The sequence below is a fragment of the Prosthecomicrobium sp. N25 genome (assembly GCF_037203705.1).
Taxonomy (GTDB): domain Bacteria; phylum Pseudomonadota; class Alphaproteobacteria; order Rhizobiales; family Ancalomicrobiaceae; genus Prosthecodimorpha.
In genome coordinates this window covers 33,078-53,674 of the sequence record NZ_JBBCAT010000002.1, presented here as the reverse complement: position 1 = coordinate 53,674, position 20,597 = coordinate 33,078, and the positions used below count along the sequence as shown (strand labels likewise).

Here is a 20,597-nt window from a genome sequence, read left to right as displayed (position 1 = left end):
CAGAACCATCCTGGCAGGGCGGGCTTGAGATTCCGTTTCGGTGCGGGCCTCGGATCCGAATGCGCGGCTCAGAACCGCGTGCGCGCCCGCATGGCCTGCGCAATCGTGCCGTCGTCGAGATATTCGAGCTCCCCGCCGACCGGCACCCCGTGGGCGAGCCGCGTCACCGCGATCTCGATCCCTTGGCCGGCGAGCGCGGCGATCTGGTCGGTCACGTAATGCGCGGTGGTCTGCCCCTCGACCGTGGCATTGACGGCCAGGATTACCTCCGAGACCGTCCCGGACCGGCAGCGCTCGACCAGGCTGTCGATGGCGAGCTCGCCCGGCCCGATTCCGTCGAGCGGCGACAGCACGCCGCCGAGCACGTGGTAGCGCGCCTGCATCACGCCGGCCCGTTCCAGGGCCCAGAGGTCGGAGACGTCCTCGACCACCACGATGGTCCGCCCGTCCCGGCGCTCGTCCCGGCAGAGGCTGCAGGGGTCGACCGTGTCCATGTTCCCGCAAACCGAGCAGACCCGGACCTTCTCGGCCGCCTCCGTACAGGCGCGCGCGAGCGGCTCGAGGAGGGTCTCCTTCTTCTTGATGAGCTGCAGCGCCGCCCGACGCGCCGAGCGGGGCCCGAGCCCCGGCAGGCGCGCCAGGAGCTGGATCAGGCGCTCGATCTCCGGGCCGGCGATCCGCTTCGTCATCGGGGGTCCTTCGCTATTCCGGGCCAACCATGCGGACGGCTGCAGGCCTTTGCATGTGGGAAGCCGATCCGTTCAATTTTAGCGAATTCCTCAATCGGTCCGGTACCCGGATCTGCACCATTCCCCGGGTCCAGAGAAGAAAGGGGGGAACCCGTGAGAACCGACGCGAGCGGCGGCCAGCAGCGGCCGCATTTGATCGACCTCGGCGGCAAGACACGCCTCGAAACCCAGACGAAGCCGAGGCGGGAGGCCGAGGACCCGAGGAAGCGCGAGGAGGAGGCGGCCGCCAAGGCCGCGGCGCCGGCCGGCATGGGCCGAACGGTCGACAGGACGGCCTGACCGGGCCACCGGGCGACGGCAAGCGGCAAGGCCCTCCGGCCCGTGTCGGCGCGGGCTTCAGAACGGCAGCTTGAACCCGGGCGGCAGGCCGAGCCCGCCGGTGAGCTCCGCCATCTTGGCCTGGATCGCCTGCTCGACCTTGCCGTGCGCGTCCCGGTGCGCCGCGACCACCAGATCCTCCAGGATCTCCGCCTCGTCCGGCTTCATGAGCGACGGGTCGATCTTCACCGACTTCATCTCGCCCTTGCCCGTCACCGTCACGGTGACGAGGCCGGCGCCGGACACTCCGGTGACTTCGATCAGGGCGAGCTCGTCCTGCAGGCCCGACATGCGGCTCTGCATCTCCTTCGCCTGCTTCATCATCTTCAGGAAGTCCATGGGCATCCTCTCCGGGCCGGTTCGTCGGGGGGAGATAGCGGATCAGTCGTCCGGGGACCAGCCCGGATCGTCCGGATCGACCGGCACCGCGAAGGCGTCCGCCGGCAGGTCCTCGCCCTGCGGGTCGCCGAAGGCCGGCACGCCCGCGGCGGCCGCGGCCGCCTCCTCCTCGGGCGAGCGGTTCACCCGCACGTCGACGATCGCCGCTCCCGGGAAGCGCTTCAGCACCGCGGCGACGAGCGGATCCGCCCGCGCATCGCTCACCAGCCGGTTGCGCTGCGCCTCGCGCGTCTCCGCGATGGTCGCCCCGCCCTCCTCGCGCGAGACGATCACCATCCAGCGCAGGCCCGTCCACTCGGTCAGCTTGCGCGACAGGTCCTGCGCCAGGTCCCGCGGCGCCTCGGGGGCGAGGGCGACCTCGAGCCGCCCCGGCTCCATCCGCACCGGCCGGACCTGCCGCTCGACCGCCATCTTGAGCCGGATGTCGCGCTTCTCGGCCGCCAGCGCCGCGATGTCCTCGAGCGTGCCCACATGCCGCTCCGCTCCGCCCGGCGCAGCCGGCGGCACGGGCCTGGGCGCCGCCGCCGGCGCGGGCTCCTCCCACGGCGGGGCGACCGGCTGCGCCTGCGGCTCCGGCTGCCGGGCCTCCTGGGCGCGCCCGACCGCCTCGCCGCCGCCCGCCACCAGCCGCGGCATCGGACGTCCCTCGGGCAGGCCCTGTCCGGCGCGCGCGTCGACCCGGCCGAGCGACGCCGGCCCGGCTCCGCCCCCGCCGCGCGGGCCGCCGCCGTCGCCGCCCGTCGCCGGGCCTGCCGGCGCGGCGTCCTTCAGGAGCCTCAGCGCCTCGTCGGGCGTCGGCAGGTCCGCCGCGTGTGCGAGCCGTACCAGCACCATCTCGGCCGCCGGCAGTGCCTTCGGGGCGCCGCGCACCTCGTCGTAGCCCTTCAGCAGCATCTGCCAGGCCCGCCCCAGGATCCTGACCGACAGACCCTCGGCGAGCGCGGCCCCGCGCGTCCGCTCCGCCTCCGACGCCGCCGCGTCCGCGGCTGCTCCCGGCACGAGCTTCAGCCGCGTGACGAAATGGGTGAACTCGGCGAGGTCGGCGATCACCACCGCGGGGTCGGCGCCGACGTCGTACTGGGCGCGCAGCTCCGTCAGCGCGGCCGCCACGTCGCCGCGCATCAGGTGTTCGAAGAGGTCGATCACCCGGCTACGGTCGGCGAGGCCGAGCATTTCGCGCAGCTGATCCGCCGTGATGCCGCCCTCGCCATGCGCGATCGCCTGGTCGAGCAGCGACAGCGAGTCGCGCACCGATCCTTCCGCGGCCCGCGCCACCAGCCTGAGCGCCTCGTCGTCGATCGTCACCCGCTCGGCGTCCGCGATCCGGCGCAGGTGCCGGACCAGCACGTCCGCCTCGATCCGGCGCAGGTCGAAGCGCTGGCAGCGCGACAGGATCGTCACCGGCACCTTGCGGATCTCGGTCGTCGCGAAGATGAACTTCACGTGCTCGGGCGGCTCCTCCAGCGTCTTCAGCAGGCCGTTGAAGGCCGCCGTCGACAGCATGTGGACCTCGTCGATGATGTAGACCTTCATCCGCGCCGAGACCGGCTTGTAGCGCACCGCCTCGATGATCTCGCGGATGTCGCCGATGCCCGTGTGCGAGGCCGCGTCCATCTCGATGACGTCGACGTGCCGCCCCTCCATGATGGCGCGGCAGTGGACGCCGGGTTCCGGCATGTGGATGGTCGGCCGGTCGACCGTGCCGGGGATCTCGTAGTTGAGCGCGCGGGCGAGGATGCGGGCCGTGGTCGTCTTGCCGACCCCACGCACGCCGGTCAGCATGTAGCCCTGCGCGATGCGGCCCGTCTCGAAGGCGTTGGAGAGGGTACGGACCATCGGCTCCTGGCCGATCAGGTCGTCGAAGCTCTGCGGGCGGTACTTGCGCGCCAGCACCCGGTAGGCGCCGGTCTTCGGCTGCGTCGCGGGGGTCTCGTCAGCGGTCGGGAAGAGGCCGTCCATGCGGGTCCTGGCCCTCGGTCGCCGGGCTCGCCGTCGTGCCGGCCGCGAGGCCCGCCCGGACCGGACAACCTTCCGAAGTGAGAGGTGGGAGGCTGACACGCGACCCGTGCCCGACCCGTTTTGGCTGCTTCCTTCCGGACCTGACCAGGTTGGCGAGTGGCGACGTCCACAGCCAACCTCCCGCGGCCACATATCATGGATCGCGACGCCGGATGCAAGGGTCTCTTGCACGGGTCGCCCGCGGGCGCGCGAAACGCCCGCCGGCGGTCGTCCCCTCTCCCCTTCGGCGGCGCGACGTCGTAGTAAGGACCATGACCGACTTCGTGCTCGACCCCCGCCTCGCCGGCGATTCCGTGCCCATCCTCGAGATGCCGCTCTCGACCGCCCGGCTGTTCGACAACGCCCACTATTGCTGGGTCATGCTCATCCCTCGCCAGGCCGGTCTCGTCGAGATCACCGACCTGTCGCGCCACGACCAGGGCTGGCTCCTGGACGAGATCAACCGCGTCTCGGCCGCGGTCAAGCAGGTCTCCGGCTGCCTCAAGCTCAACGTCGCGGCGATCGGCAACATCGTCCGCCAGCTTCACGTCCACGTGGTCGGTCGCGACGAGGGCGACCCGGCCTGGCCGGGCCCCGTGTGGGGCGGACCGCGCATGCGCTACGAGCCTGCGGCGCTCGCCGCCCGCGCGGAGGCGCTGCGCGCCGCCCTCGCCCGGGGAGCCGCCTGATGCCGCTCGTCTTCCCGCCGAAGGAGGCCTCTGCGGGCGTCGGCTTCGCCGGCAACCGGCTCGACCGCCTCTCCGAGAAGCGGGGCGACGCCGCCTGGTTCCGGGCCCAGCTCGCCGTTCCGGACGCCCGCTTCGTTCTCTTTGCCGCCGACCGCCCCGTGGTCTCGCTGCGCGACCCCGGCCGCCTCACCGCCGCTCATGACCGCGTCGTCGCCGAGAGCCTCGGCGCCGATCTCGCCGAGCCGGTCCTCCTCGGCTTTGACGAGGGCGACGACATCGCGGGCGACCTGCCCGGCCCGACGCCCTGGTTCGCCGCGACCGTGCCGGCCGAGCCGGCCGGCGTCGAGGCGGCCAACCGCGAGGGCGGCCCGTTCAAGCTGATCGACCTGCGCTCGCTCGCCCTGCAGGGCGTCCTGCCCGCCCACGAGATGGGCGCGCTCGCCCAGGCCCGTTCGCTGCTGGGCTGGCACGAGTCCCACCGCTTCTGCTCGAAATGCGGCGCGGCCTCGGTCCCCGCCGCCGCCGGCTACCGGCGCGACTGCCCGGTCTGCGGGGCCCAGCATTTCCCCCGCACCGACCCGGTCGCCATCATGATGGTGACCGACGGCGAGCGCTGCCTGCTCGGCCGGCAGGCCCGCTTCGCGCCGGGCATGTACTCCTGCCTCGCCGGCTTCATCGAGCCGGGCGAGACGATCGAGGCCGCGGTGCGCCGGGAGACCTACGAGGAAGCCGGCATCCGGGTCGGCCGCGTCGCCTACCATGCCAGCCAGCCCTGGCCGATGGTCTCCACCCTGATGATCGGCTGCATGGCGGAGGCGCTGACGACGGACATCCGCCGCGACGAGGAGGAGCTGGAGGACTGCCGCTGGTTCTCGCGCGCCGAGGCGGCCGCGATGCTCGCCCGGACGCACCCCGACGGGCTCTTCGCCGCCAATCCCTATGCGATCGCCTGGACGCTGATCCGCGACTGGATCGACGCCGGGCGCGCCTAGCGGCCCGGCGGTCGCGAGCCGTTGCGCCGCGTGCCGTCCCGCGCCTCGCGCGACAGGCGCTCGATGTCGGAGAAGACCGTCCGCCCGCCGGGCCCCGGCGGCGGTACAGAGGGCGGCCAGGGTCCGCCGGCCGGCAGCGCGCGCGGCTTCGGCCGGGTGAAGATCGCGGCGAGCAGCCAGGTCGTCCCGAGGATCGTCGCGGAGACGCCGAGCCAGACGACCAGGAAGACGCTCCAGCCCAGGCCGTGCACGACGTCCATCAGCCAGGCCCCCGACCAGGGCTCGACAGGGAAGCCCGGCACGTCGCCGCTGCTGGCGCTGCGCGCCAGCCCGGTGAAAAGGCCGAACACCCCATAGGCGCTCCAGGCGACCACCGACCAGACCGCCGTCGAGAACCAGCCGATCATCCAGAGCAACGTGCGCAACCGGGACCTCCGCGGCGGGCCGCGTCGGCCCGCTTCGGGGGAGAGATCGGGCCGGCGCCCGTCCGATTCAAGGGCAAGCCGTGAGGGGGCGCCTCACCGGGCCGCGCTGGCCGTCCCGGCGCGTGTCGGGATCGCGGCGGAGCGGTGACGCCAGTCCGCGGCGAACTGGTAGACCGCCACCGCGTCGGCCACCAGCTCGCGGTCGAGCGCCGCCTCCGGCACCGGCTTGCCGTCCCGGATCCCGGTGACGCGCCGATTCGGCTCCAGGATCGCGGCCTCGCCGCCGCGCACCAGCGCGACCTTCTGGTAGGTGGCGACGAACACGGGGCTGTCCCGCTCCGGGTCGGCGAGCACGTCCCGGCCGTAGAAGCGGCTGCGGTAGTCGAGCCCGAGGAGCCCGAGCACCGTCGGGGCGAGGTCGATCTGGCTGACGGCCCGGTCGTGCCGGCGCGGCGCCACGAAGCCCGGCGACCAGACGATGATCGGGATGTGGTACTTCTCGAGCGCGAGCTCCACCTTGCCGGCGCTGCCCGCCGTGTGGTCGGCGACGAAGACGAACAGCGTGTCGGCGAACCACGGCTTCTCGCGCGCCGCCTTCAGGAAGGAGCCGATGGCGTGGTCGGCATACTTCACCCCGCTCGTCTTCTCCTTCTGGGGCGCGTCGATCTCGCCCTCCGGAAACGTGTAGGGCCGGTGGTTCGACGTGGTCATGATCAGGGAGAAGAAGGGCCGGCCGGCCGCATTCGAGGCGTCCTGCTCGCGGATCGCCCGGGCGAAGAGGTCCTGGTCGGAAACCCCCCAGACGTTGGCGAAGCGGATCTCGTCCCGGCCCATGTCGGTCCGGTCGACGATGCCGAAGCCGTTCGCCCGGTAGAAGCCGTTCATGTTGTCGAAGTAGCCGAAGCCGCCGTAGATGAAGCGGGTGTCGTAGCCGAGGTCCCGGAACACGCTGCCGATCGAATAGAGGTTGTCGTTGCCCGGCCGGCGCACGATCGACTGCCCGGGCGTCGGCGGCACCGACAGGGTCACGGCCTCGAGCCCGCGGACGGTCCGAGTCCCGGTCGCATAGGCGTCGGCGAAGAACAGCCCCTCGTCGGCGAGGCGGTCGAGGTTCGGGGTGAGGCCGAGCGTGTTGCCGAAATGCGCCATGTAGTCGGCGCTCAGGCTCTCCATCACCACGAAGACGACGTTCTTGCGCCGGGCGCCGCCCGGGCGCGCCTTGACCGTCCGCGTGGCGTCGGCCGGGTCGGCGGTCTCGAAGCGGCTATCCGGCGTGGCGAGCAGCCTGCGCACGCGTGCCCCCACCTCGGCCTCCGGAATCGTCCGGTAGAAGCGGTCGTAGTCGATCTCGTTGTGCCAGAAGGCGTGGAACAGCGCGAAGACGCCGTTCTTGGCCAGCTCGTCGGCGAGCACGTTGCGCCCGCGCTCCGCCGTCTCGATCGTCGCCCCGAGCTGGCCGGCGGCGACGACCGCCAGCGCGAGCCCGCCGATCCCGGCACGCGCCCGGATCCCGAGCGCGGTCGCGCCCGGCATGACGAGGCGGCGCAGAGCCCAGGTCACCGCGAGCCCGGCCGCCGCCAGCCCGGCGAGGAGCGGAAAGACCGGATAGGACTCGCGGATGTTGCCGATGACCTCGGTCGTGTAGACGAGGTAGTCGACCGCGATGAAATTGTAGCGCGACGCGAATTCGGTCCAGAACAGCTGCTCGCCGATCGCCGTGAAGCCGGTCAGCATCAGGAACAGGAAGAAGCCGGCATAGGTCACGGCGCGGTCGGTGCGCCCGCCGTGCAGGCGCCGGGGCAGCAGGATCCACCACAGCACGACCGGCACCGCGAAGGCGCCGAACACCACCATGTCGAACCAGACACCCGTGACGACGATCCGTGCCGCGTCCGCCGCCCCCTCGATCGCGTCCGGGCCGGCCCTCAGCGCGAGCACGAGCCGGGTCAGCGTGGTGGCGGTGAAGAAGATCGCCGCGAAGGGCGCGAGGCGGGCGAGGAGCGTCATGGCTGCGCCTCATACACCAAGCCGCGCGCCTTTGCTTGACGCGCTCGTCAGCTTGGGCCCGCCGGTCAGAACACCGTGCCGTCGCTGTCGATCACGACCGGCGGGCTGCCGTCCTGCCGCTTCTCCCGGGCGATCCGCCGCCCGGCCGACCAGGTCCCGCCCTCGAGCACGCAGGCGAGCGGGAAGCTCTGCGGCGTGCGCGACAGCCGCTTGCGCACGCTCTCCGCGATCCGGTCGAGAAGCGCGACCGTCAGGGCGCGCCACTCCACCACGAGTTCCTCCTCGGGCCTGTGCGACCGGCTCAGCGCCTGCGGGTCCCGCGGCTTGAGGAGCCCGATGTCGATCAGGAATCCGCCGTTCCTGTACTCCGCCAGGCCCGTCAGTCCGTCGAGCTCGACCACCTCCAGCCCCGCCCAGACCAGGGGCTCGATCAGCGAGTAGGTCAGCCACTGCGACAGCTTGTGCAGCGGCATGAAGCCGTCGCTGGCATCCCCGACCAGCACCTTGGAATGCCGCCAGGTGTCGCCGAGCGGCACGTCGCCGAGCGCGTAGCGGCCCGGCCAGATCGGCCCGAGCGCGTCGAGCAGCACCTCGAGCACCTCGGCGGCCGGGATCCGGCCGTTCGTCGACCGGCGCACCAGATGGTCGACGAGACCCCCGGGCCTCAGCCCGTCCGGCGCCGTGAACACGTCCGGCCGTGCCGCCAGCGCCTGGCCGAGCCGGTTGATCAGGCCGAGCCGGCCCTCCAGCCCGACCAGCGGGTTCCCGTTGGAGACCTGGAACCCGTCCGAGAGCTCCTCCATGGTCAGCCCGGCGAGCGCCCGCGCGTCCGCCCGCATCGGATCGTAGGGGCTCGACGAGAAGGCCCCGCTCGCGAACATCACCAGGCTCGCGATGGCGAGCCCCTCCGAGCGCGCGAAGGTCTCGCCCGTGGCCGCCTCCGCGTAGGCCCAGCGCGGGCCCGCCCCCGCGTCGAGCAGCACCGACACGAAGGCGAGGTCGACCGCCGCACGGCCGAGATCGGCGCTGTCCGCCCACTCCCGCCCCCCGGCGAGCTCTCCCCAGCGGTCCACCTCGCCGAGTTCGAAGTGCCGCCAGCGCGAATGCGGCGGGACCGCAAGGTTCGGGTAGTTGGAGCGGATGACGCGCAGCACGTAGTCGGCGGCCGGATCGAGCCGGTTCAGGTCGACCGAGAAGTGGTCGAGCGCGTTGGACAGGCCGAGCTGCAGGAGCATGCCGGCGCGTTCCCGCACGGCCCGGGCCGACAGGAGCCTGCGGCCGGCGGACGCGAGCGCGGCGGCCGAGCCGGACGGGGAGGCGGGGGTGGACATGGGGGCCCTCCTGGGCGCGGAACTCGGGAACGGGGCGCCGCGCCGCGGCGGATGGGCCGCGGCCGTGGCCGCCGGAAGCGGGGGGCGGGGGCGGAGCGCCGGGGCCGGTCCGGCCGGTCCGGGTCTCCACAGGACTCTGGGGCGGCACGGTCAACGGCGGGTTAACGCCGGTCCGGTGGGAGCCCTCAATAGCGGTCGAGAGGGCGTCCCACGGTGGCGCTCAGGTCGTCGGCCGAGGGGGCGCCGGTCGGCGAGAAGTAGCCGGCCGCCTTCTTGGCCTCCATCTCCACCTTGGCGTCGTCGGGGATGAGGTCGTCGGGGATCGGGACCCGCTCGACAATCTCGATGCCGGACCCCACGATGGCGTCGTACTTCATGTTCGACATGGAGACGAAGCGATCGATGCGGGTGATGCCCAGCCAGTGCAGCACGTCGGGCATGAGCTGCTGGAAGCGCGCGTCCTGCACGCCGGCGACGCATTCGGTCCGCTCGAAATAGGTGGCCGCCTGGTCGCCGCCCTCCTGCCGCTTGCGCGCGTTGTAGACCAGGAACTTGGTCACCTCGCCGAGCGCCCGGCCTTCCTTGCGGTTGTAGACGATGAGGCCGGCGCCGCCCGCCTGCGCCTCCTTCACGCATTCCTCGATCCCGTGGACGAGGTACGGCCGGCAGGTGCAGATGTCGGAGCCGAACACGTCCGAGCCGTTGCATTCGTCGTGAACCCGGCAGGCGAGCGTCCGGCGCCGGTCCGACAGCGCCCCCGGGTCGCCGAAGATGTAGAGCGTGATTCCGCCGATCGGCGGCAGGAAGAGCTCCAGGTCCGGCCGGGTGACGAGCTCCGGATAGATGCCGCCGGTCTGCTCGAACAGGATCCGGCGCAGGTTCTCCTCGCTGGTGCCGAACCGCTCCGCGATGCCGGGCAGGTGCCAGACCGGGTCGATCGCCGCCTTGGTGACCGCGATGTCGCCCTGCGGCCGGACGATCTCGCCGTCGACCTTGAGCCGCCCGCGCGCCGTGTCGGCGGTCAGCTCGGGCAGCGTGAGGCGCGCCTTGGTGATCGCGATGGTCGGCCGGATGTCGATCCCCTCGGCGATCTCCGGGGCGAAGATCTGCGCCACGCGGTGGCCGAACGGATCGAGTGAAACGATCTTGCCCGGCACGGACCATTGCGGGTAGGGTCCGATCTCGACGGGCGGCGTCGTATTGGTGAGGTCGGGCCGCTGGATCGGGTTGAGCGCCCCCGAGGCGACCGCCAGGGCCCGGTAGAGCGAGTAGGCCCCGCCATGCGTGCCGATCACGTTCCGGTCCCCGGGCCGGCTGACCGTGCCGATCACCGGTCCGCGCTCTCGAGGATCCGCGGCGCCCCATCGGATCGGGAAGCGCTGCGGCGCGCCTGTGCCTGGATGGGAGGTGAGGCGGATGTGACTCGTCTTGTTCGGCGTGGTCATGACGCGAGTGCCCCTTGGAGGGTCTTTCCCCAGAAATAAACGACCAGTCTGCCCGATTTTCGCAAGCGAGGGAAGGGGCTTGGCGCGGGTGGGCCGGGCGGTGCCGGTCGGCTGGCCGGAGCCTTCCTGTTCGCACACGACGGAGACCCTGCCGTGACGGATGCGCCGTCCCTCCTCGCCTATACGCTCGCGGCCGGGCTCCTCGCCCTCACGCCCGGCCTCGACACCGCCATGGTGCTGCGCACGGCGGCCGTCGGCGGCGCCCGGCCGGCCGCGCTCGCCGCCCTCGGCATCGCGCTCGGCTGCCTCGCCTGGGGCGCCCTCGTCTCGGTCGGCCTCGGCGCCCTGATCGCCGCCTCCGAGGTCGGATTCACGCTCCTGAAATGGATGGGGGCCGCCTATCTCCTCTGGGTCGGCCTCGGCCTCATCGTCTCGCCCCGGGGCCGCTTCGAGGCGACCGGGCCGGACCCGGCCCGGGACGGCCGCGACGCCCTGCGGCGGGGTTTCCTCACCAACCTCCTCAATCCCAAGGTCGGCGTCTTCTATGTCACCTTCCTGCCCCAGTTCGTGCCCGCCGGCGCGAGCGTGGCGGCCTGGTCCTTCCTGCTCGCCGCCGTCCACGTGCTCCTGAGCCTCCTCGTCTTCGCGGTCCTGATCGGCGCCACCGTGCCGGTCGGCCGCCTGCTCGCCCGCCCCGCCGTCCTCAGCACGCTCGACCGGCTGACCGGCGCCGTCTTCGTCGGCTTCGGCGTGAAGCTCGCCCTGGCGCGCGCCGGGTGATCGAGGCGTGGATTCCGGGGCCGCCCGCTTTGCCTCAGCGTTTTCCGTGGGCTAGGCTCGCGCGTGAGGACAGTTCGGGAGAGCGCGCATGAACCGCGACGGCGTGACCGTCATCGACCACCCGCTGGTCAGCCACAAGCTGACCCTGATGCGGGACAAGGAGACTTCCACCAAGAGCTTCCGCCAGCTCCTGCGCGAGATCTCGCTCCTGCTCTGCTACGAGGCGACGCGAGACCTCGAGATGACCCAGGTCGAGATCGAGACGCCGCTGACCACCATGATGGCCCCGAAGATCGCCGGCAAGAAGCTGGTCTTCGTGCCCATCCTGCGCGCCGGCATGGGCCTCCTCGAGGGCATGCTGGAGCTCGTCCCCTCCGCCCGCGTCGCCCATGTCGGCCTCTACCGCGATCCGAAGACGCTGGTCGCCGTCGAGTACTACTTCAAGGCCCCGGAAGACATCGGCGACCGCCTGGTCATCGTGCTCGACCCCATGCTGGCGACCGCCAACTCCGCCGTCGCCGCCGTCGACCGCCTGAAGGAGCGCGGCGCCCGGACGATCCGCTTCGTCTGCCTGCTCGCCGCCCCGGAGGGCCTCGAGCACATGCGTGGCGCCCACCCGGACGTGCCGATCTACTGCGCGGCGGTCGATTCGCACCTGAACGAGAAGGGCTACATCGTCCCCGGCCTCGGCGACGCCGGCGACCGCATGTACGGGACGAAGTGACCGCCGCGCCCGCCCGACGTCCCCTGGAGGCCAGGCCGTGATCGTCGCCTTCGGCACCATCAACGTCGACATGGTCACGGTGGTGTCGCGCTTCCCCGTGCCCGGCGAGACCGTGAAGGGCCGCGACTACCAGCTCTTTCCCGGCGGCAAGGGCGCCAACCAGGCGCTCGCGGCGGCGCGGGCCGGCGCCAGTGTCGTGCTCGTCGGCGCGGTCGGCCGCGACGGTCTCGCCGACGTGGCGCTCGCCAACCTGAAGGCGGCCGGGGTCGACGTCAGCCGCGTCGGGGTCTCCGCCTCGCCGACCGGCGTCTACATGATCGCCATCGGACCGGGCGGCGAGAACCTGATGATCGGCGCCAACGCCGCCAACGACAGCGCCCGCGCGACGTGGCTCGAGGGGCTTTTCCGCCCGGGCGTCACCTTCGTCACCCAGAACTCCCTCGGGACCGCCGAGGTCGAGGTCGCGATCCGCATGGCCCGGGAGGCCGGCGCGCGCGTCGTCTACAACGCCGCCCCGGCCGAGCCGGTCGCCGAGGCGACCTTCGCGGCCGCCGACGTGATCGTCGTCAACGAGCACGAGGCCCGCCGCTACGGCGAGATCCTCGACCTCCCCGCCGACCCCGCCGGATTCGCCCGCGCGGCCGCCGCCCGCTTCGGCCGCGACGTCGTGGTGACGGTCGGTTCGCAGGGAATTGTCGGCTGCGTCGCGGGCCGGTTCGTCTCCGCCCCGCCGCCCCCGGTCGCCGCCGTCGACACCACGGGCGCCGGCGACGCCTTCTGCGGCGCGCTCGCCGCCGCCCTCGACCGGGGCGCGACCATGGAAACGGCCCTGCGCGAGGGCCTCGCCGCCGGCGCGCTCGCCTGCCGGGAGACCGGCGCGCAGACGAGCTTCCGCGACCTCGCCGAGATCCGAGCCCTGGCGGCCGGGGTCTCGCTCGCCTGGGCCTGAGCCCGACCGTTCGACTTCACCTTCCGGAATTCAAGCCTTGTTAGGCGGCTGCACCCTATCCTGGCCCGGCGCATGCGAGGCGGGGTCCATGGTCCAGAAGCTGCTCCGGTCGATCCTCTTCCTCTGCTTCGGGGTCCTGCTGGTCCCGATCGTCAGCCCCTATGGCGTCGACCTCCTGTCCTGGATCGCCGACCGGCCGGACGGCACCATCCCGACCGCCGTCGGCTACCGCGCCGAGGAAGGCGCCGCGGGCCTGCGCGCCACGGGCCGCGCGGTCTCGCTCAGGGCCGACAAGCGCGGCCACTTCGAGGTCGACGCCCGCATCAACGGAACGCCGGTCGCCGTCATGGTCGACACCGGCGCCACCTCGGTGGCGCTGCGCTTCGAGGATGCCGCCCGCCTCGGCCTCAGGCCGCTGCCGAACGACTTCGACGTGCCGATCGCCACCGCCAACGGCACCACCAGGGCCGCCCGCGCCCTCCTGAAGGAGGTCCGCATCGGCGAGGTGAAGGTGCGCGACGTGGAGGCGCTGATCGTCCCCGCCAAGGCGCTCAACACCAACCTCCTGGGCATGAGCTTCATCAAGCGCCTCAGCAAGGTGGAGCTGAAGGGCGACCGCCTGCTCCTCGCCGAGTAGCCCGTCCGGGACCGGCTCTTGACAGGGTGCCCGCCCCGGCTTTCAGGTGGCGCGCCGACCCGTTGCGCGCCCGAGGCTCCATGCCGATCCGATTCGCCCTCGCCGCGGTCCTGGCGGCCCTGGCCCTCGTAGCGCCCGCCGGGGCGCAGACCTCCGTCGTGGTCGTGCCCGGCATCAAGATCGGGGTGGTCGGCGGGGACCGGCTCCAGGCCGTGCAGCAGCGGATCGAGCCGTTCCGCCGGCGCCTCGCCGAGGAGATCGGCACCTCCGTGACGGTCCTGCCCATGAAGGACGGCCAGACCCTCGTGGACGCCTTCGCGACCGGGCGGGTGGACTACGCGGTGCTGTCCGCCACCGGCTACGCCATGGCCTGGCGGCTCTGCGGCTGCGTCGAGCCGATCGCCGCCCCGCGCTCCATCGACGGCACCGGGTCCTACCGGTCCATCCTGGTCGTCAAGGCCGCGAGCCCGGCCGCCCGGCTCGAGGACCTGAAGGGCCGCACCGTCGCGGTCTCCGACGAACGCTCCGTCGCCGGCCGGCTCTGGCCCTTCGCCGAATGGGCGCGGGCCGGCATCGAGCCCGAGACCTTCTTCGGCCGGATCGAGACGGTGCGCGGCCCGGACGCGGCCGTTCGGCAGCTCCTGGCCGGCAAGGTCGACGCCGCCGTCGCGTGGTCGGACCTCGAGGGTGATTCGGCCGCCGGCTACGACCGCGGCACCCTGCGCGCGCTGGTCGACCGGAAGGCGCTCGACATGGCCGACATCAGGATCCTCTGGCGTTCCTCCGCCATCCCGCACGGCCCGCACGCGGTCCGCGCCAGCCTGTCGGACGGCCTGAAGGCCCGGATTCGCGACACGCTGGTGCACCTGAAGTCCGACGACCCGGCCGCCTACGAGGCGATCGAGCCCGAGCTCGGCGGCGGTTTCGGCGCCGTCTCGCACGGTCTCTACGAGCCGCTCCTCGTCCTCGTCACGCCGAAGCCGCGTCCTTCCGCCGCCCCTGCCGCGACGGCGCGCCCGCCGGGCTGACCAGCGCCGCGAAGTCGGTCATCATCGCGGGACGCGATGCGACGAGGGAGAGCGGCATGGATCCGGTGGAAGCGCGCAGGCTGGCGCAAGCCGGCGAGGTGGTCCTGGTCGACGTGCGCAATCCGGACGAATGGCACCGCACCGGGGTCGGCGAGGGGGCCGTGCCGATCTCCATGCAGGACCCGGCCTTCCTGGACAAGCTCATGGAGGCCCTCGGCGGCGACGCCGGCCGGCCCGTGGCGGTGATCTGCGCGGCCGGCGGGCGGTCCGCCCAGGTCGCCGCGGCCCTCCGGGCGCGCGGCTTCGGCACGGTCCACAATGTCGCAGAAGGCATGATGGGCTCGGCGGCCGGCCCCGGATGGCTCGGCCGCGGCCTGCCGGTCACCCCTTGGGCATGACCGAACGGCCCGTCAGGGCAGGGTGACCTTGTCGGAGATGCGCGGCCGCAGATAGGCGGTGTCGCCCATCGTGATCGAATCGGTGCCCCAGATGTCCGACATGATCGCCTTGAAGGCGGTCGTGTAGGTGTACTGCACGGACGAGACCACGACCCACTGGGTGGTGCTTTTCAGGCTGTCCGGCGGCGACTTGCCGGCCGGCGGCGGCGAACCCGTCACCCAGCCGAGCGTGCCCGACGGATTGGCCTTCTCGACCTTCCACTTCGTGCCGTCCCAGCTGACCGTCGCCACCACCATCGTGGCGTTGCTGCTCTTGTAGGGCGACATGATCGTCTTCGCGGCGGCGTAGACGTTGGACATGTCGGTGGTGGTCAGCGAGTTCACCTGCGCCACCAGGTCGCCCAGTACGTTGGCGGTGTGGCTGACCTTTCGGTAGATCGTAATGGCCTGCCCGACCTCGTGGCCCCCGAAGAACAGGATCACCATCACGGGCAACAGGAGCGCGAACTCGATGGCCGAGACGCCGCGCCGGTCGCCGACGAGACGCCGGCGCAGACGGGCCAGTCGATCGGCCGCCGCGGCGAGCGGGCGGGACAGTCTCGCGGTCATGGGCCGGTCACCACGGGAAGGGTTCGTTGCGGAACGCCGTGACGGCGCCGAGGAGCCGGTTGCCGTTGGCGAGGTCGCTGAGGTCGAGGCCCAGGCCCGAGAGGGTCAGGTGGAACTCGTAATAGGCCTTGACCACGACGATCTCGGTCGCCTTGCCGGCGTTGTAGCTGAAGTCCTTGACGAATTTGCCGTCCTTGTCGATCGGCGGACTCGTGCTGATGCTCGTGAAGTCGCTGCTCGTGCGCACGTCGATGAAGAGCCCGGAGCAGTCGAACAGGATGTAGAGCCGCTTGCACACCTCGGTCTTGAAGGCGGCGGCGTCCATCTTGCTCTGCTGGACCTGGCCGGTGCGGATCAGCCGCGCGGCGTCGTTGACCGCCGTGTCGAGGATCTGGCCCGCCAGGAACACGAGGGCGGTCTCGATGATGGCGCCGATGAGGGCGAAGAATGGGATCGACACCGCCGCGAACTCGATGGCGGCGGAGCCGCGCCGGTCGCGCATCACCCGCTGCGGCAGGAGGCGGCCCAGGGCGCTCCGGGCCCGATGGCGAATCGCCGCCAACGACCTGATCGACATGATGTCCTCCACGGGGCGTCCAAGACCGGGACGCCTCACGCAGGGGACGATAGAGAACGAACCTTGCCGAAGTGTTCCCGCATTCGCGAAAACTCGGGCCTATCGCAACGGAAGGTGGGCGAGGGCGGAGAATGCCCGCCCTCGCGCGCGTCGCGCGGTTCGACAGGTCCGGAGCGGGCGCTACTGCGAATTGCCCGCCGCGCCGCTGTGCTGGGCGCCCAGGTTGTTGCGCTGGTTGATCTGGGCGAGCGCGGTCTCGAACGACTCCTTGGAATCGCCCACCTCCAGCATGCCGGCACAGTGCGGCGTGCAGAAGTAGCTCGCCCGCGCGGGGCCGCGCTGGACGGTGACCAGCCCGCTCTGGATCTTCTCGACGTTGATGACCTCGTCGGCGATCGGCTGTCCCTTGGCGTCCAGGATGACGAGGTTCGTGATGCCGACCATGCGGCCCGTGATGATCAGCGTCTGCCGGTCGTGGATCATGGCGTCCGCGATCCCCGGGTTGCCGACGATGACGGTCTCGGCGGGGCTGGAGATGCGCATCACTTTGGCGCGGTCCATGACCACGTTGATCGGATCCTTGGCGTCGGCGACCGAGAGCGGCAGGACCGTAGCGGCGGCGGCGAGGGCGAGTGCGAGGCGCATGGGGCGAAATCCCTGTTCGTCTTCGCGCCATCTTCGGCCGAACTTGGTGAATGAACCGCTAACGTCCTCGGAACAGGTTGCATCGACTTCGAAGGATCTGGGCCCCCGCGGCGCCCGCCCGGACCGCGCACCGAAGTCCCCCGCCCGTGCCGAACGGCAGGTCAGGAAGGTCCGCGCGGACCTGTCGCGCGTCTTCGCGAGGCGGCGGGCTGGCCGAAGCGGAGTGCCGGCCGCCTTTCGGCCTTAGAACACTCAAGAAGAAGTGCTGAAATAGAGTGGCTATCCTTTCCAGGGACACCCGGGAAGGCGCACTCCTCTGTAACGTCATGTACTGCGGCGTGGCTTAGTATTGTACTGTTTCCGGTTCACGATGCGTGCGATATCTGATTAAATGACTGAAAACCCTATGAAAGACACGACTTAGAGCATGTGTATCCACGAAAAAATAACCATCGGCATTTACCGAGGCTTAGAGGCTGAACGCTAAGGTGGCGGTGACTTCGGGAGGCCGCGGCACTTCGGACCGGCTCTTCGGAACGTCGGAGTAACCGTGTACACAGGAGTTGTGCAATGACCAAGTTCGCCCGTTTCCTCAAGGACGAGTCCGGCGCCACCGCCATCGAGTACGGCCTCATCGCGTCGCTGATCGCCATCGCGGTCATCGCCGGCGCCTCGGCCCTCGGCAACAAGCTCTCCGACTCGTTCAACTACATCCAGTCGCAGATCAAGACCTCGTAATCGACGCCTCTCGGCTCGAGCAGGCGACGGCGGCGGACCCTTCCGCCGCCGTCGTCGTTTCGGGCTGCCGCCCGGGCCGGCCGCCGGCTTAACCCGGCCTTAGAGCCGCCCCGCCTAGAGTTGCCTCGATCGTCCCGGGAGCCGCCGATGCTCGAAGCCGTCACCATGGTCGTCTTTCCGTTGCTCCTCGCCTACGCGGCGGCGACCGACTTCCTGACCATGACGATCGCCAACCGGGTCTCGCTCCTGCTGATCGCCTTCTTCGCCATCCTCGCCCCCTTCGCGGGCCTCGGCCTCGCCGCGGTCGGCTGGCATCTCGCCGCCGGCCTGGCCGTCTTCGCCGTCGGGTACATCTGCTTCGCGCTCGGTTGGATGGGCGGGGGGGACGTGAAGTTCGGTGCCGCCATCGCGCTCTGGCTCGGATGGGGCCAGCTGATGGACTTCGCGCTGCTCTTCTCCGTCTTCGGCGGCCTGCTGACCGTGCTGACCCTGGTCGTCTCGCGCCTGATCAGGCCGCTTCCGCTCCTGCAGGTCGGCTTCCTCGCCGAATTTCCCGAGAAGCGCACGGTGCCGTACGGCATCGCGCTGGCCGCCGCGGGCCTGTTCCTCTACCCGGGGACGCCCTTCGTGCGCGCCCTGCTCTGAGGCACGCCCCGGCAGCCGCGGAAACATTCAGGCCGCGGTAACTCAAAATTAGCCACGCCTGCCAAGACCTCATTAACCATACTTGAACCATTCGTGCCCGACACTCGATCCCGAAAGGCAATCTCGCCCGCCGCGATCGAAGGTTCGAGGCCATGAAAGTCGCGCGTATCGTCGTCCTCACCGTAGCGCTCGGGTCCGGGCTCGCCGCCGCCGTCGTCGGCAGCCGCATGATCGGCTCGCCCCGCGAGGCCGCACCCGCTCCCGTGGTCGCCGCAGCCCCGCCCCCGATGGACACGGTCGACGTGCTGGTCGTGAACCGGGACGTCGCCATGGGCCAGAAGGTCCAGACCGGCGACCTGTCCTGGCAGCCCTGGCCCAAGGGCGCCATGACGGATTTCTACATCACCCGCTCCAAGCAGCCGAACGCCGAGGCCGAGATCATCGGCCAGGTCGCCCGCCAGGCCATCCTGATGGGCGAGCCGGTGCGCGAGGCCCGGCTGATGAAGTCGGACCGCGGGTTCATGTCGGTGATCCTGACGCCCGGCATGCGCGCCGTCGCGGTCGAGGTGAAGGCGGCGTCCACGGCGGGCGGCTTCATCCTGCCCAACGACCACGTCGACATCATCCTGACCCGCGCGGCCCCCAAAGGCACCAATGGCGGCGACCCCTACATCAGCGAGACGATCCTGACCAACATCCGGGTCCTCGCCATCGACCAGATGGTCACCGAGAAGGGCGAGCCGAGCGTGGTGGCGAAGGACACCGCGACGCTGGAGCTGAGCCCGCGCCAGGCCGAACAGATCGCCCAGGCCCAGCAGCTCGGCACCATCTCCCTGGTCCTGCGCTCGATCCGCGACGCCGACGCCAAGCCGGCGGACGCCGAGGAGCCGCCCCAGGATTCGAACGCCAATGCCATCCGGGTGGTCCGCTACGGCGTCACCACCAAGGTCACCACCTCCCGGTGACCGACAGTCCCGGTCACCGCGATCGAGAGGCCCTCATGTTCCGCAAGCTGATCTCCGCAACCCTCCTGACCATGGCCCTGGCGCCGCTGGCGCCGGGCGGGCAGGGCTTCGGATCCGCCTCGGCCGCGGAGCCCGCTGCCGCCGAGCGCCGCGTCGCCCCCGCCTCCGGCACGCCGACCCGGCAGCTCCGGCTGGCGCTCTCCAAGTCGATAATCCTCGACTACGACGAGGACATCCGCGACATCCTGGTCTCCAACCCGGCGGTCGCCGACGCGGTCGTGCGCACCAACAGGCGGCTCTACCTGCTCGGCAACAAGTTCGGGACGACCAACATCTTCGTCTTCGGCGCCAGCGGCCGCCAGATCGCCAACATCGAGGTCCAGGTCGCCCCTGACATCGCCACCCTCGAGGGCCTGCTGCACCGCCTCCTTCCGGAGGCCGACATCAAGGTCGAGGCCGTCGCCGGCACGGTGGTGCTGAGCGGCTCCGTCCGCAGCGCCTCGGAGGCCATGCAGGCCCAGGAGGTCGCGGCCCGCTTCGTCGGGGCTCCGGTCGACGCCAAGTCGAGCGGCGGCGGCGCGGGCGCGCCCGCGATCGGCGCCTCTTCGGGCGATTCGGTCCAGGTCGTCAACGCGCTCACCATCCGCGGCAAGGACCAGGTGATGCTCAAGGTGACGATCGCCGAGATCCAGCGTTCGGTGGTCAAGCAACTCGGCATCGACCTTTCCGCGCTCGCCACCTCCGGCGGGCTGACGACAGCGATCGCCACCTCCAACCCCTTCGCGGTCAACGGCGCCTCGGGGGCCGGGCTCGTGCCCTACGCCCCCGGCGTCCCCACCTTCGGCTACCAGAACGGCGCCAACCGCTTCGGCGCCACTGTCCAGGCCCTCGAGCAGAACGGCGTCATGCGCACGCTCGCCGAGCCGACGCTGACCGCCATCTCGGGAGAGGAAGCGACCTTCCTGGTCGGCGGCGAGTTCCCGATCCCGGTCGCGCAGGACAACGGCACCATCACGGTGGAGTTCAAGAAGTTCGGCATCAGCCTCGGCTTCGTGCCCGTCGTCCTCTCCGAGGGACGGATCAGCGTGAAGGTCAACACCGAGGTGTCCGAGCCGACCGCCGAGGGCTCCTTCTCGATCGGCGCCGGCGGCAGCCGCTCGCTCAACATCTCGGCGCTGCGCGTCCGCAGGGCGGACACGACCCTCGAGGTCCCCTCGGGCGGTACCATCGTGATGGCCGGCCTGATCCGCGACGACGTCCGCCAGTCCCTCGCCGGCGTCCCCGGCGCCATGAGCCTGCCGATCCTCGGCACGCTCTTCCGCAGCCGCGACTACCAGCGGTCGCAGAGCGAACTGGCGATCTTCGTGCAGCCCCTCGTGGTCCAGCCCGTGGCCGCCGGCAAGCTGGTGCGCCCCGACCAGAACTTCCAGGCATCGTCCGACGCCGCCGCCAGCTTCCTGGGACGGCTCAACAAGATGTACCGCGCCAACGGCGGCCGCGAGCAGCCGGCCCAGTACCACGGCCGCTACGGCTTCATCTACGAGTGAGG

General features: G+C 71.3%; 23 protein-coding genes and 1 other RNA gene. 13 read left to right on the top strand and 11 right to left on the bottom strand.

Features of this window, described 5'->3' with window-relative positions; genetic code table 11:
* Positions 1 to 68: 68 nt before the first annotated feature.
* Positions 69 to 689, bottom strand: a complete 621-nt coding sequence (gene recR / locus WBG79_RS15035) for a recombination mediator RecR (RefSeq protein WP_337358008.1) — start codon at positions 687 to 689, stop codon at positions 69 to 71.
* Between the two features lie 153 nt (positions 690 to 842).
* On the opposite strand from recR, the gene WBG79_RS15030 reads away from it, so the two are divergent.
* On the top strand, positions 843 to 1,028 hold the full coding sequence (locus WBG79_RS15030; protein WP_337358007.1) for a hypothetical protein: 186 nt from the start codon (positions 843 to 845) through the stop codon (positions 1,026 to 1,028).
* Between the two features lie 57 nt (positions 1,029 to 1,085).
* Here the strand turns inward: WBG79_RS15030 and WBG79_RS15025 are convergent, their stop codons facing one another.
* The 3 genes from WBG79_RS15025 to ffs all read right to left on the bottom strand — a co-directional run bounded on the left by WBG79_RS15025 (position 1,086) and on the right by ffs (position 3,606).
* Positions 1,086 to 1,406: a YbaB/EbfC family nucleoid-associated protein gene (locus WBG79_RS15025; RefSeq protein WP_337358006.1), complete on the bottom strand. Its 321-nt coding sequence runs from the start codon at positions 1,404 to 1,406 to the stop codon at positions 1,086 to 1,088.
* A gap of 42 nt (positions 1,407 to 1,448) precedes the next feature.
* Positions 1,449 to 3,425 carry a DNA polymerase III subunit gamma/tau gene (locus tag WBG79_RS15020; RefSeq protein WP_337358005.1) on the bottom strand — a complete coding sequence of 659 codons (1,977 nt, stop codon included), beginning with the start codon at positions 3,423 to 3,425 and terminating at the stop codon, positions 1,449 to 1,451.
* A gap of 84 nt (positions 3,426 to 3,509) precedes the next feature.
* Positions 3,510 to 3,606: signal recognition particle sRNA small type (ffs, locus tag WBG79_RS15015), an RNA gene on the bottom strand.
* 130 nt (positions 3,607 to 3,736) lie between these two features.
* On the opposite strand from ffs, the gene WBG79_RS15010 reads away from it, so the two are divergent.
* Positions 3,737 to 4,153 carry an HIT family protein gene (locus WBG79_RS15010; RefSeq protein WP_337358004.1) on the top strand — a complete coding sequence of 139 codons (417 nt, stop codon included), beginning with the start codon at positions 3,737 to 3,739 and terminating at the stop codon, positions 4,151 to 4,153.
* A complete protein-coding gene (gene nudC / locus WBG79_RS15005; RefSeq protein WP_337358003.1) occupies positions 4,153 to 5,145 on the top strand; it encodes an NAD(+) diphosphatase in 993 nt (330 codons plus the stop codon). The genes WBG79_RS15010 and nudC overlap by 1 nt, the downstream gene beginning before the upstream one ends.
* Here the strand turns inward: nudC and WBG79_RS15000 are convergent.
* The 4 genes from WBG79_RS15000 to WBG79_RS14985 all read right to left on the bottom strand — a co-directional run bounded on the left by WBG79_RS15000 (position 5,142) and on the right by WBG79_RS14985 (position 10,353).
* Positions 5,142 to 5,570, bottom strand: a complete 429-nt coding sequence (locus WBG79_RS15000) for a hypothetical protein (RefSeq protein ID WP_337358002.1) — start codon at positions 5,568 to 5,570, stop codon at positions 5,142 to 5,144. The genes nudC and WBG79_RS15000 overlap by 4 nt on opposite strands.
* 93 nt (positions 5,571 to 5,663) lie before the next feature.
* Positions 5,664 to 7,577 (bottom strand): LTA synthase family protein, encoded by a 1,914-nt coding sequence (locus WBG79_RS14995; RefSeq protein ID WP_337358001.1) that lies wholly within the window; start codon positions 7,575 to 7,577, stop codon positions 5,664 to 5,666.
* Between the two features lie 65 nt (positions 7,578 to 7,642).
* Positions 7,643 to 8,908 carry a URC4/urg3 family protein gene (locus WBG79_RS14990; RefSeq protein ID WP_337358000.1) on the bottom strand — a complete coding sequence of 422 codons (1,266 nt, stop codon included), beginning with the start codon at positions 8,906 to 8,908 and terminating at the stop codon, positions 7,643 to 7,645.
* A gap of 185 nt (positions 8,909 to 9,093) precedes the next feature.
* Entirely contained in the window at positions 9,094 to 10,353 is a 1,260-nt protein-coding gene (locus WBG79_RS14985) for a GTP cyclohydrolase II (RefSeq protein WP_337357999.1), read from the bottom strand.
* Between the two features lie 153 nt (positions 10,354 to 10,506).
* On the opposite strand from WBG79_RS14985, the gene WBG79_RS14980 reads away from it, so the two are divergent.
* From WBG79_RS14980 to WBG79_RS14955, 6 genes are all read left to right on the top strand, one after another.
* Complete coding sequence (locus WBG79_RS14980) at positions 10,507 to 11,133, top strand: LysE family translocator (protein ID WP_337357998.1); 627 nt, start codon at positions 10,507 to 10,509, stop codon at positions 11,131 to 11,133.
* Positions 11,134 to 11,221: 88 nt separating this feature from the next.
* Positions 11,222 to 11,857, top strand: a complete 636-nt coding sequence (upp, locus tag WBG79_RS14975; RefSeq protein WP_337357997.1) for a uracil phosphoribosyltransferase — start codon at positions 11,222 to 11,224, stop codon at positions 11,855 to 11,857.
* A gap of 37 nt (positions 11,858 to 11,894) precedes the next feature.
* The gene (locus WBG79_RS14970) at positions 11,895 to 12,806 is read left to right on the top strand and encodes a PfkB family carbohydrate kinase (RefSeq protein ID WP_337357996.1); all 912 of its coding nucleotides are present in this window, start codon (positions 11,895 to 11,897) and stop codon (positions 12,804 to 12,806) included.
* A gap of 88 nt (positions 12,807 to 12,894) precedes the next feature.
* Positions 12,895 to 13,443, top strand: coding sequence for a retropepsin-like aspartic protease family protein (locus tag WBG79_RS14965; protein ID WP_337357995.1), 549 nt, complete (start codon positions 12,895 to 12,897; stop codon positions 13,441 to 13,443).
* 80 nt (positions 13,444 to 13,523) lie between these two features.
* Entirely contained in the window at positions 13,524 to 14,471 is a 948-nt protein-coding gene (locus WBG79_RS14960) for a phosphate/phosphite/phosphonate ABC transporter substrate-binding protein (protein ID WP_337357994.1), read from the top strand.
* 56 nt (positions 14,472 to 14,527) lie between these two features.
* A complete protein-coding gene (locus WBG79_RS14955) occupies positions 14,528 to 14,869 on the top strand; it encodes a rhodanese-like domain-containing protein (protein WP_337357993.1) in 342 nt (113 codons plus the stop codon).
* A gap of 12 nt (positions 14,870 to 14,881) precedes the next feature.
* Here WBG79_RS14955 and WBG79_RS14950 read toward each other — a convergent pair whose 3' ends face one another.
* The 3 genes from WBG79_RS14950 to WBG79_RS14940 all read right to left on the bottom strand — a co-directional run bounded on the left by WBG79_RS14950 (position 14,882) and on the right by WBG79_RS14940 (position 16,700).
* Entirely contained in the window at positions 14,882 to 15,478 is a 597-nt protein-coding gene (locus tag WBG79_RS14950) for a TadE/TadG family type IV pilus assembly protein (RefSeq protein WP_337357992.1), read from the bottom strand.
* Positions 15,479 to 15,485: 7 nt separating this feature from the next.
* Positions 15,486 to 16,055, bottom strand: a complete 570-nt coding sequence (locus tag WBG79_RS14945) for a TadE/TadG family type IV pilus assembly protein (protein WP_337357991.1) — start codon at positions 16,053 to 16,055, stop codon at positions 15,486 to 15,488.
* 180 nt (positions 16,056 to 16,235) lie between these two features.
* Positions 16,236 to 16,700, bottom strand: a complete 465-nt coding sequence (locus WBG79_RS14940) for a pilus assembly protein N-terminal domain-containing protein (RefSeq protein ID WP_337357990.1) — start codon at positions 16,698 to 16,700, stop codon at positions 16,236 to 16,238.
* A 570-nt stretch (positions 16,701 to 17,270) separates the two neighbouring features.
* On the opposite strand from WBG79_RS14940, the gene WBG79_RS14935 reads away from it, so the two are divergent.
* The 4 genes from WBG79_RS14935 (at position 17,271) to WBG79_RS14920 (ending at position 20,595) form a co-directional block, all read left to right on the top strand.
* Complete coding sequence (locus WBG79_RS14935) at positions 17,271 to 17,438, top strand: Flp family type IVb pilin (protein ID WP_337357989.1); 168 nt, start codon at positions 17,271 to 17,273, stop codon at positions 17,436 to 17,438.
* A 147-nt stretch (positions 17,439 to 17,585) separates the two neighbouring features.
* Positions 17,586 to 18,083 carry an A24 family peptidase gene (locus WBG79_RS14930; RefSeq protein ID WP_337357988.1) on the top strand — a complete coding sequence of 166 codons (498 nt, stop codon included), beginning with the start codon at positions 17,586 to 17,588 and terminating at the stop codon, positions 18,081 to 18,083.
* A 152-nt stretch (positions 18,084 to 18,235) separates the two neighbouring features.
* Complete coding sequence (gene cpaB, locus WBG79_RS14925; protein ID WP_337357987.1) at positions 18,236 to 19,048, top strand: Flp pilus assembly protein CpaB; 813 nt, start codon at positions 18,236 to 18,238, stop codon at positions 19,046 to 19,048.
* A 35-nt stretch (positions 19,049 to 19,083) separates the two neighbouring features.
* Positions 19,084 to 20,595 carry a type II and III secretion system protein family protein gene (locus WBG79_RS14920; RefSeq protein ID WP_337357986.1) on the top strand — a complete coding sequence of 504 codons (1,512 nt, stop codon included), beginning with the start codon at positions 19,084 to 19,086 and terminating at the stop codon, positions 20,593 to 20,595.
* The last annotated feature ends 2 nt before the right edge of the window (positions 20,596 to 20,597 follow it).

Coding starts and splice junctions, on each gene's coding strand:
- WBG79_RS14945 (WP_337357991.1), bottom strand. CDS start 16,055: ATGTCGATCAGGTCGTTGGCGGCGATTCGCCATCGGGCCCGGAGCGCC.
- nudC (WP_337358003.1), top strand. CDS start 4,153: ATGCCGCTCGTCTTCCCGCCGAAGGAGGCCTCTGCGGGCGTCGGCTTC.
- WBG79_RS14955 (WP_337357993.1), top strand. CDS start 14,528: ATGGATCCGGTGGAAGCGCGCAGGCTGGCGCAAGCCGGCGAGGTGGTC.
- WBG79_RS15010 (WP_337358004.1), top strand. CDS start 3,737: ATGACCGACTTCGTGCTCGACCCCCGCCTCGCCGGCGATTCCGTGCCC.
- WBG79_RS14940 (WP_337357990.1), bottom strand. CDS start 16,700: ATGCGCCTCGCACTCGCCCTCGCCGCCGCCGCTACGGTCCTGCCGCTC.
- cpaB (WP_337357987.1), top strand. CDS start 18,236: ATGAAAGTCGCGCGTATCGTCGTCCTCACCGTAGCGCTCGGGTCCGGG.
- WBG79_RS14965 (WP_337357995.1), top strand. CDS start 12,895: ATGGTCCAGAAGCTGCTCCGGTCGATCCTCTTCCTCTGCTTCGGGGTC.
- upp (WP_337357997.1), top strand. CDS start 11,222: ATGAACCGCGACGGCGTGACCGTCATCGACCACCCGCTGGTCAGCCAC.
- WBG79_RS14935 (WP_337357989.1), top strand. CDS start 17,271: ATGACCAAGTTCGCCCGTTTCCTCAAGGACGAGTCCGGCGCCACCGCC.
- WBG79_RS14960 (WP_337357994.1), top strand. CDS start 13,524: ATGCCGATCCGATTCGCCCTCGCCGCGGTCCTGGCGGCCCTGGCCCTC.
- WBG79_RS14990 (WP_337358000.1), bottom strand. CDS start 8,908: ATGTCCACCCCCGCCTCCCCGTCCGGCTCGGCCGCCGCGCTCGCGTCC.
- WBG79_RS14950 (WP_337357992.1), bottom strand. CDS start 15,478: ATGACCGCGAGACTGTCCCGCCCGCTCGCCGCGGCGGCCGATCGACTG.
- WBG79_RS14985 (WP_337357999.1), bottom strand. CDS start 10,353: ATGACCACGCCGAACAAGACGAGTCACATCCGCCTCACCTCCCATCCA.
- WBG79_RS14995 (WP_337358001.1), bottom strand. CDS start 7,577: ATGACGCTCCTCGCCCGCCTCGCGCCCTTCGCGGCGATCTTCTTCACC.
- recR (WP_337358008.1), bottom strand. CDS start 689: ATGACGAAGCGGATCGCCGGCCCGGAGATCGAGCGCCTGATCCAGCTC.
- WBG79_RS14920 (WP_337357986.1), top strand. CDS start 19,084: ATGTTCCGCAAGCTGATCTCCGCAACCCTCCTGACCATGGCCCTGGCG.
- WBG79_RS15025 (WP_337358006.1), bottom strand. CDS start 1,406: ATGGACTTCCTGAAGATGATGAAGCAGGCGAAGGAGATGCAGAGCCGC.
- WBG79_RS14930 (WP_337357988.1), top strand. CDS start 17,586: ATGCTCGAAGCCGTCACCATGGTCGTCTTTCCGTTGCTCCTCGCCTAC.
- WBG79_RS15020 (WP_337358005.1), bottom strand. CDS start 3,425: ATGGACGGCCTCTTCCCGACCGCTGACGAGACCCCCGCGACGCAGCCG.